Source organism: Bradyrhizobium sp. CB3481, assembly GCF_029714305.1.
In the GTDB taxonomy this organism is placed as follows: domain Bacteria; phylum Pseudomonadota; class Alphaproteobacteria; order Rhizobiales; family Xanthobacteraceae; genus Bradyrhizobium.
The window spans coordinates 6,283,030-6,297,176 of record NZ_CP121647.1 but is presented as its reverse complement, the minus strand read 5'-3'; the positions used below and the strand labels follow the sequence as shown (position 1 = coordinate 6,297,176).

The window sequence follows — 14,147 nt, the reverse complement described above, 5'->3', positions numbered from 1 at the left end:
GAGCCACGGCGTACTGGATACCCCGCATGCGCGGGGTATGACAACGGAGCTCCGCGCCTACTTCTTCTGCCCGTAGTTCAACAGCCCGCCTTTGCTCTTCGGCGGGTGCGCCCGCAGGCCTTCCTCGTTGGGCTCGGTGCCCCAGCCGGGGCGATCGGGCATGACGAGGTGGCCATCGACGATCTCAGGCACGTGGGTGAACAGTTCGTGGTCCCATGCCAGGCGGTCGATATCGGTTTCCATGATGCGTAAGTTCGGCACCGCGGCCGAGAAGTGCGCGTTCTGCATGGTACAGAGATGGCCGTAGAAATTATGCGGGGCGACATTGACCTCGAAATGCTCGGCGGCGGCCGCGATCTTCATCGATTGCCATACCCCGTTCCAGGGCGTGTCGATGATCGCAATGTCCATCGCCTGTTCGGTGAAATAGGGCAGAAATTCGCGCAGGCCGAGCAGCGTCTCGCAGGACGAGACCGGATGCGGGCTCTGGCGGCGGATGTAGCCCAATGCCTGCGGATTGAAGGTGTCGATCTCCACCCAGAACAGGTCCATGTCCTTGATGGCGCGCAGGATCTTCAAATAGCCTTCGGTCTTGGCGTTGAAGTTGAGGTCGAGCAGCAGGTCAACATCGGGGCCAGCGCCGTCGCGGATCGCTTCCAGATGCATGCAGAGGTTTCGCAGCACCGCGCGGTCGACATTGATCTCCGGTTCGAACGGCGAGCCGAAGCCGGGGCGCCAGCCCTGCGGCTTACCGTCGGTATAGACGAAGATGTTGGTCTTCATCGCCGTAAAGCCCTTCTCGCGCACCTCATTGCCGATCGACTTGACGCCGTCGAGGCTGGTGATGGCGGGCTTGAACCAGTCGGGATGGTTGATGCGCCAGGTCGCGCAGTGTGACCAGTAGACGCGGATGCGGTCGCGGATCTTGCCGCCGAGCAGCTCGTAGCAGGGCACCCCTAACGCCTTGGCCTTGACGTCGAGCAGGGCGTTCTCGAGGGCGCCGAGCGCCAGCGCCACCACGCCGCCGGCGGCGGGCCGCGTCGCGGCAAACAGCTCCGCATAGATCCGCTCGTGCTGGTAAGCGTTCTTGCCGACGACGCGCGCCCCGAGCCGCTCGATGGCGGCCGTCACGCCGGGGGCGCCAAAGCCCTCGTCATACTCGCTCCAGCCGACGATGCCGTCCTCGCTCGTGATCTTGACGAAGTGATAGTTCCGCCAGCCGGCGTCGCAGGCGAGCGTCTCGACGCTTCTTACGGTGGTGGCTTTTTTCATGATTTCCGCCCCAGGGCTTATTGTTGTGGTTGTTCCGATAACAACAATGGTTTGCGTGAAGCGTCAATGACGGGGCGGTGATTTCCCGTTGCGCGGAACAAAATTCCACTTGCATCGCCATTCCCGCAAGGCTGTCATGCCTGCCAACAAGAATCTGAATCAACAGCGGTTTTCGCTGGCGAATTCAGGCCGCGAGCATAGGGGCCAACGAAACGTCCATGTCCTTCAACAAGCTCTTGATCGCCAATCGCGGCGAGATCGCCATCCGTATCGCGCGTGCGGCGGGTGATGCCGGGCTCGCCGCTATTGCGATCCACTCCGCTGACGATGCCCAGTCGCTGCACGTCCGCGCCGCAGACAGCGCCCATGAAATCCCCGGGCGAGGCGCGCGGGCCTATCTCGATATCGAGGCGGTCATCGCCGCTGCCAAGGCGACCGAATGCGACGCCATCCACCCGGGCTATGGCTTCCTCAGCGAGAATGCCAGCTTCGCCCGGCGCTGCATCGAGGAAAATATCGTCTTCGTCGGGCCGTCGCCGGAAGCGCTCGACCTGTTCGGCGACAAGGCGCAGGCCAAGGCGCTGGCGAAGCAATGCGGCGTCCCCATTATTGATGGCACCAGCGGTTCGACCAGCCTGGAGGAGGCAAGAGCCTTCCTGGAATCGCAGGGTGAGCGCGGCGCCATCATGATCAAGGCGATTGCCGGCGGCGGCGGCCGCGGCATGCGCATCGTGGATGACCCGGCGCAGCTGGAGGAAGCCTATGCCCGCTGCCAGTCCGAGGCGATGGCCGCCTTCGGCAGCGAGGGCGTCTATGTCGAGCGCCTGATCCGCAACGCCCGCCATATCGAGGTGCAGATCATCTGCGACCATCACGGCGCGATCAGCCATCTCTGGGAGCGCGAATGCACGGTGCAGCGCCGCAACCAGAAGCTCATCGAGGTCGCGCCGAGCCCGTCCTTGAGCGACGCGCTGCGTATCCGCATCATCGATGCGGCCAAGGAGCTCGCCGCCGCCGCCAATTACGACAATCTCGGCACGTTCGAATTCCTGGTCGATAACGACGCCCGCACCAGCGACCGTGCCTTTGCCTTCATCGAGGCCAACCCGCGGCTGCAGGTCGAGCATACCGTCACCGAGCAGGTGCTCGGGGTCGACCTCGTGCAGTCGCAGCTTGCGGTCGCGGCCGGCGCCACCCTCGGCTCGCTCGGCCTCGCGCAGGGCTATATCCCGCGGCCACGCGGCTTTGCGATGCAACTCCGCGTCAACATGGAAGTGATGGACGTATCAGGAGCAACGAAACCGACCGGCGGGACGCTGGCGATGTTCGACCTGCCGTCCGGCCCCGGCGTCCGCGTCGATACGTTCGGCTATTCGGGATACCGCACCAGCGCCGCGTTCGACTCGTTGCTCGCCAAGGTGATCGTGCATTCGCCTGGTGGTAACTGGACCGATATCGTACACAAGGCCTCGCGCACGCTGCGCGAGTTTCGCATCGACGGCGTCGCCACCAACCTGCCGTTCCTCGCCGCGATCCTGGCGCATCCGGACTTTATCGAGAACCGCCTCTCTACCGGCTTCATCGACCGGCATGCCGCCGCCCTCGTCGGCGAAGCCAAACGCGCGACCGAGGAAGTGGCGGAGACGGAGCTGGCCGACGCCGGCAGCGCCGCCGATGACGAGACCCTTGCCGTTGCGGTTGCGGCATCGGCAAGCGGCCCGGCAGGTTCGGTGGCCGTGCCGGCGCCGCTGCAAGGCACGATCGTCGCTGTTGATGTCGAGGAGGGAGACCTCGTTCGTCCCGGCCAACAGATCGCCGTGCTGGAATCCATGAAGATGGAGCATCTGGTTACCGCGCCGCATGGCGGCCGGGTGACGGAGATTGCAGCAGGCCCCGGCGTGACGCTGATGCAGGACGAGGTGATCCTCTATCTCGAGCCGGCCGAGATCGACGCCCACGACGTGGCTGAGGAAGAGGACGTCGATCTCGACCACATCCGCCCCGATCTGGCCGAGCTGATCGAGCGCCGCGCCGTCACGCTGGATGAAAACCGTCCCGCCTCGGTCGAGCGCCGCCGCAAGACCAACCAGCGCACGGCGCGCGAGAACGTCGCCCATCTCGTCGATGAAGGCTCCTTTGTCGAATATGGCTCGCTCGCCATCGCCGCCCAGCGGCGTCGGCGGACGGTCGACGACCTCATCCGCAACACGCCGGCCGACGGCCTGATCTCGGGCATCGCCACCGTGAATACGAAGCTGTTCGGTGCGGACGCTGCCCGCTGCGTGGTAATCGCCTACGACTATACCGTGCTGGCCGGCACGCAGGGCCACATGAACCACAAGAAGATCGACCGCATGCTCAGCCTGACCGAGCAATGGCGGTTGCCGCTGGTGTTCTATGCCGAGGGCGGCGGCGGCCGTCCCGGTGATACCGACCGGCTCGGCATGACCGGTCTCGACGGGCCGTCCTTCGTGCAGTTCGCCAAACTCTCGGGCCTCGTGCCGGTCATCGGTATCGTCTCCGGCTATTGCTTTGCCGGCAACGCCGCCATGCTCGGCTGCTGCGACGTCATCATCGCCACCCAGAACGCGTCGATCGGCATGGGCGGCCCCGCCATGATCGAGGGCGGCGGGCTCGGCGTCTATCATCCGGCCGAAGTCGGCCCGGTGTCGTTCCAGGCGCCGAACGGCGTGATCGACATTCTCGTGGAGGACGAGGCGGAAGCGACGATCGCCGCGCAGAAATATCTCTCCTACTTCCAGGGCGCAGTCGCCGACTGGAAGGCGCCGGACCAGCGTCTCTTGCGGCGGGCGATCCCGGAAAACCGCCTGCGCGTCTACGATATCCGCAGCGTCATCGATCTCTTGGCCGACGAAGGTTCGGTGCTGGAAATCCGCCGGGATTTTGGCGTCGGTATGATCACCGCCTTCATCCGCATCGAGGGAAAGCCGTTCGGCCTGATCGCCAACAACCCAAAACATCTCGGCGGGGCGATCGATGCGCCGGCCGGCGACAAGGCCGCGCGCTTCATGCAGCTCTGCGATGCCTTCGACATTCCGATACTCTCGCTGTGCGATACGCCGGGCTTCATGGTCGGCCCCGAAGCGGAAAAGACCGCGATCGTACGCCATGTGGCGCGCATGTTCGTGACCGGCGCGAGCCTCACCGTGCCGCTGTTCGGCATCGTCCTGCGCAAGGGCTATGGCCTTGGCGCGCAATCGATGATCGGCGGCGGTTTTCATGCCTCCTTCTTCACGGTGGCCTGGCCGACCGGCGAATTTGGCGGCATGGGGCTTGAGGGCTATGTGCGGCTCGGCTTCCGCAAGGAAATGGAAGCGATCGATGATCCCGCAGAGCGCGAAGACTATTACAAGGCCAAGGTCGCCGAGCTCTACGCCAACGGCAAGGCGGTCTCGATCGCCTCCGTGCTTGAAATCGACGAGGTGATCGATCCCGCCGAGACGAGACACTGGATCATGTCGGGCCTGCGCTCGGTGCCGAAGGTGGAGCCGCGCACGACGAAAAAGCGGCCGTGCATCGATGCGTGGTAGTTGCCTCTGGTAAGACGTATCGCGAGAATGAGAGTTCAGGCTCAGTTGTCGTCACCCGCGCAGGCGGGTGACCCAGTATCCCAGAGACGCCAACGATTGCGCCGAGACGTCGCGGCGTACTGGATCCCCCGCCTTCGCGGGGGATGACATTTGCTGAGTTGCGCTGCTATCTCGCGTCATTGCGAGGAGCGAAGTGATGAAGCAATCCATGCCTCCGCATGTGGCGCTATGGATTGCTTCGCTTCGCTCGCAATGACGGGAGGGGGCATCTCGGGATTCCACTACCCCAGCCGCAACTCCGCATACCCCTTCGCCGCAACCTCGTCGCATCTCGCGCGGTACGCCGGGGCGCTGCCGCTGTAGCGGGCGACGATGCGCCTCTGCTTGCCTTCGACATTGGAATTGATGCCGGTCATCCAGGAATCGACCTCGCTGGACAGCATGCCCTCGCCAAGCGCCTTGACGTGATCGGTCCAGGATTTGACGCCCTCCGGCGTCGCCTCCAGCCGCGTCAGTCGCTTTTCCATCGCGAAATTGATCAGGCCGGTGACCCAATCGACGCTGTATTCGATGCTGCGCGGGATGTTGCCGAGCGCGGTGTGCGGGCCCATCAGCATCAGCATGTTCGGAAATTCGTGCACCATGATACCGAGATAGGTCTCGGGCCCGCGCTTCCATTTGTCCTTCAGCCGGACACCGCCGACGCCACGGAAGTCAATCTTGTCGAAGCTGCCGGTAATGGCATCAAAGCCGGTTGCATAGATGATGATATCGAACTCGTATTCCCGGTCGCCGGTCTTGATGCCCTTGGCCGTGATCCGCTCGATGGGCGTCTCCTTGATGTCAACCAGCTCGACATTGTTCTGGTTGTAGACCTCGTAATAGAAGGTCTCGAGCGGCAGCCGGCGTGTGCCAAAGCCGTGGTTTTTCGGGATCAGCTTCTCGGCCACAGCCTGATTCTTCACCCGCTGGCAGATTTTACGCGCGACGAAATCGGAGATCGTGGCGTTCGCCTTGCGGTCGGTCAGGATGTCCTTGAAATTGCCCACCCAGATGCCGAAGCCGCGTTCGCCATAGAGCCTTTCGTAGTTGGCCTCGCGCTCCTCGTCAGAGACCTCGAACGCGCCGCGCGGGTCGGGCGTGTGAATGAAGCAGGCAAACGTTTCGCGGCAGCGCGCGAATATCTCGGGATAGCCAGCCTTGATCTTGGCCTGGGTCTCGGCGTCGATCTTGCCGTTATGCAGCGGCGCGGCCCAGTTGGCCGTGCGCTGAAACACTGTTAGACGGCCGACCTGGCTGGCGATGGTCTGGATCGTCTGGATACCGGTCGCGCCGGTGCCGATCACGGCGACACGCTTGCCGGCGAGATCCACCGGCTCCTTCGGCCAACGCGCGGTGTGAAAGGCCGCGCCCTTGAAATCCTCGCGTCCGGCGATGTTCGGCAGCGTCGGGGTCGAGAGTGGCCCGATGGCGGTGATCAGGAAGCGCGAATTGAAGCGGCTGCCGTCGTCGAGCGTGATGGTCCAGCTTCGCGCGTCTTCGTCCCAAGCGGCAGCCGTCACCCGGCCGCGAAACTGGATATCGCGGCGCAGGTCGAACTTGTCGGCGACGTAGTTGATGTAGCGCAGCGTTTCTGGCTGGCCGGCAAAGTGCTCGGACCACTCCCATTCCTGCAGCAACTCCTTCGAGAACGAGTAGCCATAGGAATAGCTTTCGGAATCGAAGCGCGCGCCGGGATAGCGGTTCCAGTACCAGGTGCCGCCGACATCGGTACCGGCTTCGAATACGCGCACCCGTAGGCCCTGTTCGCGCAAGCGGTAGAGCTGGTACAGGCCGGACAGGCCCGCGCCGATGATGATGGCGTCGTAATCCAAGATCGGCATCGCTCCCAAGCTCGTGTTTTGTTCAAGCCTATCCGCTCTCGTGGCGGCGGACAAACCCCGCATGGACGCGGGGCAGGGTTGCAGGTCGGCCATTGCCCTGTCGGCTTTACTCGCAGCCGCATCTGCCCCTATCGTCGGGAAGAGATCGCCCGGCAAGCGGCGACGGCACCAGGGGAGGGAAGCGATGGCTCAGGCGGCGCAGCGCAAGCTGCCCTCGATCGACGTCAGCGATCCCCGTCTTTATCAGGACGACACCTGGCGGCCGCTGTTCGCGCAATTGCGCCGTGACGATCCCGTGCATTATTGCGAGGCCTCGCCGTTCGGACCGTATTGGTCGGTGACGCGCTACGACGACATTTTTGCGGTCGAGCTCGACCACGAAACCTATTCGTCCAGTTCCGAACTCGGCGGTATTCAGGTGGCCGACCAGCCCAAAGGCCGCGAGATTTCCAACTTCATCCGCATGGACCCGCCCGGCCATACCGCGCAGCGGCGTACCGTCGCGCCGATCGTAGCGCCGTCCAACCTCACCAATTTCGAGCCGCTGATCCGAAAGCGCACCTGTGACGTGATCGACGCGTTGCCGCGCCACGAGACCTTCGATTGGGTCGCCCGCGTCTCGACCGACCTCACCAACATGATGTTGGCGACCTTGTTCGATTTCCCGTGGCAAGATCGCGCGAAGCTGACCTGGTGGTCCGATGTCGCCATCGCCAACGTCAATTCGCCTGACGCCGTCGTGCATTCGGAAGCCGAGCGTTACGATGAGCTTGGCAGGATGGGCGAATATTTCCGCAAATTGTGGGAGGCCCGTGCCGACGCGCCGCCGACTTTCGACCTGATCTCGATGCTGTCCCATTCCGAAGCTACGCGGCATCTGCAACCGCGCGAGTTCATCGGCACGATGGCGCTCCTGATCGTCGGCGGCAACGACACCACCCGCAATTCCATGAGCGGCGGGCTGATGGCGCTGTGCGAGAACCCCGAGCAGTTCGAACTGGTCCGCGCACGACGCGAATTGATCCCGAACCTCGTCTCCGAGATCATCCGCTATCACACGCCGGTTCTGCATATGCGCCGCACCGCGCGCCATGACACCGAACTCGTCGGCCGGCGCATCGCGAATGGCGACAAGGTGGTGATGTGGTACATCTCGGGCAACCGCGATGAAGACAAGATCGATCGCGCCGATGAATTTATCATCGATCGCGCCAAGCCGCGGCAGCATCTCGCCTTCGGCGCCGGCATCCACCGCTGCGTCGGCGACCGCCTCGCCGAACAGCAAATCCGCATCCTCTGGGAGGAAATATTGAACCGCGACCTTCGCTTCGAAATCATGGGGCCGCCGCAGCGCCTCTATTCGAATTTCATCCGCGGCATCCGCTCGCTGCCGGTGAGGATTGTGAGTTGAACTATCCGCGTCATTGCGAGCGAAGCGAAGCAATCCATCTCGCCACTTGCGGAGATATGGATTGCTTCGTCGCTGCGCTCCTCGCAATGACAGTGGAGCCGTCTGAGGAACGCCGATGAAGCAACCTTGCGTGTACATCATGGCGAGCCGTCGTCACGGTACGTTATACACTGGTGTCACGTCTAATCTGCCAAAGCGGGCTTTCGAGCATCGAGAGGGACTGGTGAGCGGCTTCTCAAGAAAGTATGGATGCAAGGTGCTGGTGTGGTACGAGCTTCACGAGACGATGATCGACGCGATCACCCGCGAAAAGCAGATCAAGGCGGGCAGCCGGGTCAAAAAGCTGGCTTTGATTGAAGCGCTGAATCCGGGATGGAAAGACCTCTACGAGTCATTAGCGTGATTTTGCCCGAACCTATCCCCGTCATTGCGAGCGAAGCGAAGCAATCCATCTCACGGCTTGCGGAGGCATGGATTGCTTCGCTACGCTCGCAATGACGGCTGAGAGAGTTGAGACCAATAATGAACAAACACGATCCCGTTGACGTCCTCATCATCGGCGCCGGCGCGTCCGGCGCGGCGGTGGCGTGGAGTTTGGCCGAAACCAAGATGCATATCCTCTGCCTCGATCAGGGCGGCTGGATGAAGCCGTCGGAATATCCGAGCACAGGGCGCGACTGGGAGGCGAAGTTTTATGGCGAGTGGTCGACCAGCCCGAACGTCCGGGCCCGGCCCGAGGATTACCCAATCAACGACGACAACTCGCCGATCAAGGTCGTGAACTTCAACGGCGTCGGCGGCTCGACGGTGATGTACACCGCGCACTGGCCGCGGCTGCATCCTTCCGATTTCAAGGTGAAGACGCTGGACGGCGTCGCCGACGACTGGCCGATCGATTACGACGCGCTGATCCCGTTCTTCGAAGAGAACGACCGGATCATGGGCGTCTCCGGCCTATCGGGCGATCCGCGCTCGCCGCTGACATACCCGCCGATGCCGCCGCAGCCGCTCGGTCTCTCCGGTCCGCTGATCGGCAAGGCGATGAACAAGCTCGGCTGGCACTGGTGGCCGTCGGATACCACGGTCGCGACAATGGATTACGAGGGCAGGGCGCGCTGCATCAATCTCGGCCATTGCACGCCGGCCTGCGCGCAGGGCGCCAAGGCCTCGACCGACATCACCTATTGGCCGCAGGCGATCCGCGCCGGCGTCGAACTCAAGACCCATTGCCGCGTGCGCGAGATCCTGACCAATGAGCACGGCATGGCCTCCGGCGTCGTCTATTACGACGAGCAGGGCGTCGAGCAGTTTCAGCCGGCCGAGGTCGTCATCATCGCCTGCAACGGCGTCGGCACGCCGCGGCTGCTGCTGAACTCGGTGTCCGGCCGCTTCCCGAACGGCCTCGCCAATTCATCCGGCCTGGTCGGCAAAAACCTGATGTTTCATCCCTATGCGCAGATCTACGGTTTTGTGAAAGAGCCGACCGACAGTAACCGAGCGCCGCCGACCTGCCTGTGGAGCAAGGAGTTTTATGACACCGACCTGTCGCGCGGCTTCGTCCGCGGCTACGGCATCCAGTTCACCCGCGGTGCAGGGCCCGTGTTCGAAGCGGTCGCCAGCGAGCAGAAGGGCATTCTGCCATGGGGCGAGGATCATCACCGCGTGTTCCGCCGGTTGAACGGCCATCGCCTCGCGGTGTCGGCGATCTGCGAGGACCTGCCTGAGGAGCACAACCGCGTCACGCTCGATCCCGTGCTCAGGGATAGCCACGGCATTCCCGCGCCGAAGATCGACTATACGATCAGCGCGAACAGCCGGAAGATGATGGACCACGGGTTGGCGCGCGGCCGGGAGATCCTCGAGGCTGCCGGCGCCACCGATATCTGCATCAACGATCCGATCCCTTGGGGCGGCTGGCACCTGCTCGGCACCGCGCGGATGGGCACCGATCCGGCGCGCTCCGTGGTCAACGAATGGGGCCGCTCGCACGATGTGAAGAATCTATTCATCGTCGATGGCAGCGTGTTCGTCACCTCCGGCGGCGTCAACCCGACCTCGACCATCCAGGCGATCGCGCTCTTCATCGCCGACCAGATGAAGCAACGCCTTGCCAACCTCTTCGACTGAGACTGCCATGTCCACAAGCAATGAACTGACCGCCGCCCAGCGCAGCGATCTCCGCACGATCGCGGCGATGATCGTTCCCGCCAGCGACGAATACAAAGTCCCGGGCGCCGACGATCCCGCAATTCAGGCCGACATGCTGGCGACGCTCGGCCGCGACACGTTGCTGGTGCGTGCCGCGCTGGATCGTCTCGCCCGCCTTGCCGGCAAGTCGCTAGCCGAGCTCGACGCAGCGAGGCGCGATGAAGTCGCAAAGGAGTTCCGCGCCACCGGCGGCGCCGCGGCGGCAACGCTCGTCCGCGTCGTGCTGCAATGCTACTACCGCGACGACCGCGTGCTGCGCTCGCTCGGAATTGAGCTGCGCGCGCCGTTCCCGAAGGGCCATGTGCTGCCCGAGGGCGACTGGTCGCTGCTGGATCCGGTGAAGGAACGCGGTGGCAAGCTGAGACGGCTGCCCTAATTCAGGGCGTCATAGCCGCTTCCACCCCTCATCCTGAGGAGCCCGCAACGCGGGCGTCTCGAAGGATGCAGGCCACAGACGGGGCCTCATGGTTCTCCCGGCGATGCGAAGCATCGTCCGGAGACGCGCTTCGCGCTCCTCACCATGAGGGGTTAGAGCGTGGACGGCCCAGCTCTGCGGCCATTGCGCCCCCACCTTGCGCAGGCGGTTCCCGGCCACCATCTGAGAAAGCCGAAGGATTCTCGCCATGTTGGATTTTACCTCAGATATCGCCGATGACGTCGCGCCATCGCGAACGGCCGAGCCTGCCCCCGCTGATCGGGTTTTGCTCGATGCCTATTCCAATGCCGTGATCGACGTGACCGAGCGCGTCGGTCCCGCCGTCGTGCGCGTCGAAACCGGACCGAAAGTGCGGAACGCGCGTGAGCGTGGCGGGCTAGGCTCGGGCATCGTGATCTCGCCCGACGGCCTTGTGCTGACCAACAGCCATGTGGTCGGCGCGGCGAAAGAGATTCGCCTGCGCGACACCGAGGGTTTTGTCAGCGATGCGCATGTGCTCGGCGTCGATCCCGACACCGATCTGGCGCTGCTGCGCGCCGACGGTGCGCGCGATCTCGCCTACGCCTCGCTCGGCAACTCCAAGAGCCTGCGCCGCGGCCAGCTCGTGGTCGCGATCGGCAATCCGCTCGGATTCGAATCGACGGTGACCGCCGGCGTGGTGTCGGCGCTGGGACGCTCGATCCGCTCAGTCAGCGGGCGCACCATCGAGGACGTGATCCAGACCGATGCCGCGCTCAATCCCGGCAATTCCGGCGGGCCGCTGGTGTCGTCGGCCGCGGAGGTGATCGGCATCAACACCGCGATCATCAGCGGCGCGCAGGGCATCTGCTTTGCGGTCGCCAGCAACACCGCGCAGTTCGTGCTGTCGGAAATCATCCGCCACGGCTATGTCCGCCGCGCCTATATCGGCGTCGCCGGCCAGACTGCGCCGGTCCCGCGTCGGCATGCGGTGGTCGCCGGCGTCGACAACACGATGGGCGCATTGCTGGCGCAGATCGAGCCGGACAGTCCGGCTGCGAAGGCGGGCCTGTTGCCGGGCGATGTCGTGATCAGGCTCGATGGCGCCAACATCAACGGCGTCGACGATTTGATCCGCGCCCTCGACCGCGACCGCATCGGCCGCACGCTGTCGATGGACGTGTTGCGACTGGGACGGCTGCGGGCGATCGATATTCACCCGGTGGAGCGGAAGCCGGCGCGGCAGTGACGCTGCTGCTTCACCCGCCCCTCGAGGGGGCGGGTCACGAGACCGGTGCGTTTCGCCGCTACTGCCTGAGCGCCGCCAGCAACTCGTCGGGCGCCTCAGTCATGATCATGTGGCCGGCGCCGGGCACCACGATCGTGCGCGAATTCGGCGTCGCCGCGGCGAGAGTCTTGCCGGCCTTCGCCGGCGTCATCATGTCACGCTCGCCGAGGATGAAGGTCGCGGGCACCTTGACCTGCGCGGCGGCTGCTAGCGCGTTCTGATAGGTGTTGCAGGCGTTGAGATCGTTGTAGAGCACGCCCGGCCGGGTCTGCTGCAGCACGCGCTGCGCGCCCTGGTGCATCCACAGTCCCGGCGCGAGGCTGCCGCCGAGCTCGGCCTTGAAGCCGAGGCCCCAGATCGAGACCATGTCGATCGCATCGGGGTTGTTGATCTCGGCGGCCTTGAGCAGATCGGGGCCCACCGTCATCGTCGCGGCCGTGCCGATCAGGCAGAGGCCGGAAACCTTGTCCGGATGCCGCCCCGAGGTCTCCAGCGCGATCAGCGATCCCATCGAATGCCCGATGAGCTTCGCCTTCGGCGCATGCACCGCGTCGAGCAGCGCGGCCGTCCAGTCCGCCATGTCGGCAATCGTCGGCAGTGGCTCGCCGCCCGAACGGCCATGGCCGGGCAAATCGGGCGCCAGCACGGAATAGCCGTGGTGGGCGAACCAGCGGCTATGCAGCGCCCAGGTGGAGTGGTCGAAGCCCGCGCCATGCAGCATCACCACCGTGGGTAGCGACGGATCGAACGGCCGGCCGCCGGTCGCGACAAAGGTATCAACGCCATTGACGGAAAGCTGCATGGATCAAACCTTCTGCGATGCGCGGAGCGCCTGGCCGAGATCGTCGATGATGTCGGACACGGTTTCGATGCCGACCGACAGCCGCACCAGCTCCTCGCCGATCCCGGCGGCCTTGAGCTGGTCTGCGTCCATCTGTTGATGCGTGGTGCTCGCCGGGTGAATCACCAGCGTCTTGGCGTCGCCGACATTGGCGAGATGGCTGATCATGCGCAGGGATTCAATGAACTTCTTGCCCGCGGCCCGTCCACCCTTGATGCCGAACGAGACAATCGATCCCGCGCCGCGCGGCAGCAACCGCTTCGCGAGCTGATAATCGGGATGATTTTCCAGCGCCGGATGCAGCACCCAGTCGACCGCTTTGTTGGAAGTCAGCGCTTCCAGCACCGCTAGCGTGTTGCTCATGTGACGCTCCATGCGCACGCCCAGCGTCTCGACGCCCTGCAGCAGCTGGAACGCATTGGTCGGCGACAGGCAGGCGCCGAAGTCGCGCAGGCCTTCGGTGCGCGCGCGCATGATGAAGGCGGCTTGGCCGAACTGCTCGTCGAAGACGATGCCGTGATAGCCGGCATAGGGTTCGGTGAGCTGCGGGAATTTGCCTGAGGCGTGCCAGTCGAACCGGCCGCCATCGACGATGACGCCGCCGATCGCAATGCCGTGGCCGCCGATCCATTTGGTCGCCGAGTTCATCACGAGATCGGCGCCGAGCTCGATCGGGCGGCTGAGGAACGGTGTCGCAAAAGTGTTGTCGATCAAAAGCGGAATCCTGGCGTCATGCGCGATCCGGGCGACCTCCGGAATATCCAGCACCTCAAGTCCGGGATTGCCGATGGTCTCGCCGATCACGAGGCGCGTGTTGGGCCTGATCGCGGCGCGGAATTCGTCGAGCGCGCGCGGCTTGACGAAGGTCGTCGTGATGCCGAAGCGGGGCAGCGTGTGGGCCAGCAGGTTGATCGTGCCGCCATAGAGCGAAGAGGAGGCGACGATATGATCGCCGGCATTGAGGATCGTCGCGATGGCCAGATGCAGCGCAGCCATGCCGCTCGCCGTGCAGATCGCGCCGACGCCGGCTTCGAGCGCAGCCAGCCGTTCTTCGAGCACGGCCGTCGTCGGGTTGGAGATGCGGGTATAGATGTGGCCGGCGCGCTCCAGGTTGAACAGCGCCGCGGCGTGATCGGAATCCTGGAACACGTAGGAGGTGGTCTGGTAGATCGGGACGGCGCGCGCGCCGGTCGCAGGATCCGGCCGCTGGCCGGCATGCAGGCTGAGGGTCTCGAAGGCAGGCGGCTTGGGTGCGGGCATGCGGGACTCGTCAGGTCAACAGGTGGAAGGAATTGGGTG

The 14,147-nt window shown here is 64.3% G+C and carries 10 protein-coding genes; 6 read left to right on the top strand and 4 right to left on the bottom strand.

All coding sequences use genetic code 11. The features are described 5' to 3' along the window. Positions 1 to 57 precede the first annotated feature (57 nt). On the bottom strand, positions 58 to 1,272 hold the full coding sequence (locus tag QA643_RS30590; RefSeq protein ID WP_283029384.1) for a mandelate racemase/muconate lactonizing enzyme family protein: 1,215 nt from the start codon (positions 1,270 to 1,272) through the stop codon (positions 58 to 60). Between the two features lie 218 nt (positions 1,273 to 1,490). On the opposite strand from QA643_RS30590, the gene QA643_RS30585 reads away from it, so the two are divergent. After that, positions 1,491 to 4,823 carry a carboxyl transferase domain-containing protein gene (locus QA643_RS30585; protein WP_283029383.1) on the top strand — a complete coding sequence of 1,111 codons (3,333 nt, stop codon included), beginning with the start codon at positions 1,491 to 1,493 and terminating at the stop codon, positions 4,821 to 4,823. A gap of 281 nt (positions 4,824 to 5,104) precedes the next feature. Here QA643_RS30585 and QA643_RS30580 read toward each other — a convergent pair whose 3' ends face one another. Further along, positions 5,105 to 6,706 (bottom strand): NAD(P)/FAD-dependent oxidoreductase, encoded by a 1,602-nt coding sequence (locus QA643_RS30580; RefSeq protein ID WP_283029382.1) that lies wholly within the window; start codon positions 6,704 to 6,706, stop codon positions 5,105 to 5,107. A 184-nt stretch (positions 6,707 to 6,890) separates the two neighbouring features. Here QA643_RS30580 and QA643_RS30575 point away from each other — a divergent pair, with 184 nt between their 5' ends. The 5 genes from QA643_RS30575 (at position 6,891) to QA643_RS30555 (ending at position 11,968) form a co-directional block, all read left to right on the top strand. Then, positions 6,891 to 8,117, top strand: coding sequence for a cytochrome P450 (locus QA643_RS30575; RefSeq protein ID WP_283029381.1), 1,227 nt, complete (start codon positions 6,891 to 6,893; stop codon positions 8,115 to 8,117). Positions 8,118 to 8,232: 115 nt separating this feature from the next. Continuing rightward, positions 8,233 to 8,520: a GIY-YIG nuclease family protein gene (locus QA643_RS30570; protein ID WP_283029380.1), complete on the top strand. Its 288-nt coding sequence runs from the start codon at positions 8,233 to 8,235 to the stop codon at positions 8,518 to 8,520. A 119-nt stretch (positions 8,521 to 8,639) separates the two neighbouring features. After that, positions 8,640 to 10,244 carry a GMC family oxidoreductase gene (locus QA643_RS30565; protein ID WP_283029379.1) on the top strand — a complete coding sequence of 535 codons (1,605 nt, stop codon included), beginning with the start codon at positions 8,640 to 8,642 and terminating at the stop codon, positions 10,242 to 10,244. 7 nt (positions 10,245 to 10,251) lie between these two features. Further along, the gene (locus tag QA643_RS30560; protein WP_283029378.1) at positions 10,252 to 10,701 is read left to right on the top strand and encodes a hypothetical protein; all 450 of its coding nucleotides are present in this window, start codon (positions 10,252 to 10,254) and stop codon (positions 10,699 to 10,701) included. Positions 10,702 to 10,948: 247 nt separating this feature from the next. Continuing rightward, positions 10,949 to 11,968 carry a trypsin-like peptidase domain-containing protein gene (locus tag QA643_RS30555; protein WP_283029377.1) on the top strand — a complete coding sequence of 340 codons (1,020 nt, stop codon included), beginning with the start codon at positions 10,949 to 10,951 and terminating at the stop codon, positions 11,966 to 11,968. 58 nt (positions 11,969 to 12,026) lie between these two features. Here QA643_RS30555 and QA643_RS30550 read toward each other — a convergent pair whose 3' ends face one another. Both QA643_RS30550 and QA643_RS30545 read right to left on the bottom strand, forming a co-directional pair. After that, entirely contained in the window at positions 12,027 to 12,809 is a 783-nt protein-coding gene (locus tag QA643_RS30550; protein WP_283029376.1) for an alpha/beta hydrolase, read from the bottom strand. Positions 12,810 to 12,812: 3 nt separating this feature from the next. Then, positions 12,813 to 14,108: an O-acetylhomoserine aminocarboxypropyltransferase gene (locus QA643_RS30545; protein ID WP_283029375.1), complete on the bottom strand. Its 1,296-nt coding sequence runs from the start codon at positions 14,106 to 14,108 to the stop codon at positions 12,813 to 12,815. Positions 14,109 to 14,147 lie beyond the last annotated feature (39 nt).

Bases quoted from the DNA above. Each gene is read 5' to 3' on its own strand.
- QA643_RS30590 (WP_283029384.1), bottom strand. From the start codon at position 1,272: ATGAAAAAAGCCACCACCGTAAGAAGCGTCGAGACGCTCGCCTGCGAC.
- QA643_RS30585 (WP_283029383.1), top strand. From the start codon at position 1,491: ATGTCCTTCAACAAGCTCTTGATCGCCAATCGCGGCGAGATCGCCATC.
- QA643_RS30580 (WP_283029382.1), bottom strand. From the start codon at position 6,706: ATGCCGATCTTGGATTACGACGCCATCATCATCGGCGCGGGCCTGTCC.
- QA643_RS30575 (WP_283029381.1), top strand. From the start codon at position 6,891: ATGGCTCAGGCGGCGCAGCGCAAGCTGCCCTCGATCGACGTCAGCGAT.
- QA643_RS30570 (WP_283029380.1), top strand. From the start codon at position 8,233: ATGAAGCAACCTTGCGTGTACATCATGGCGAGCCGTCGTCACGGTACG.
- QA643_RS30565 (WP_283029379.1), top strand. From the start codon at position 8,640: ATGAACAAACACGATCCCGTTGACGTCCTCATCATCGGCGCCGGCGCG.
- QA643_RS30560 (WP_283029378.1), top strand. From the start codon at position 10,252: ATGTCCACAAGCAATGAACTGACCGCCGCCCAGCGCAGCGATCTCCGC.
- QA643_RS30555 (WP_283029377.1), top strand. From the start codon at position 10,949: ATGTTGGATTTTACCTCAGATATCGCCGATGACGTCGCGCCATCGCGA.
- QA643_RS30550 (WP_283029376.1), bottom strand. From the start codon at position 12,809: ATGCAGCTTTCCGTCAATGGCGTTGATACCTTTGTCGCGACCGGCGGC.
- QA643_RS30545 (WP_283029375.1), bottom strand. From the start codon at position 14,108: ATGCCCGCACCCAAGCCGCCTGCCTTCGAGACCCTCAGCCTGCATGCC.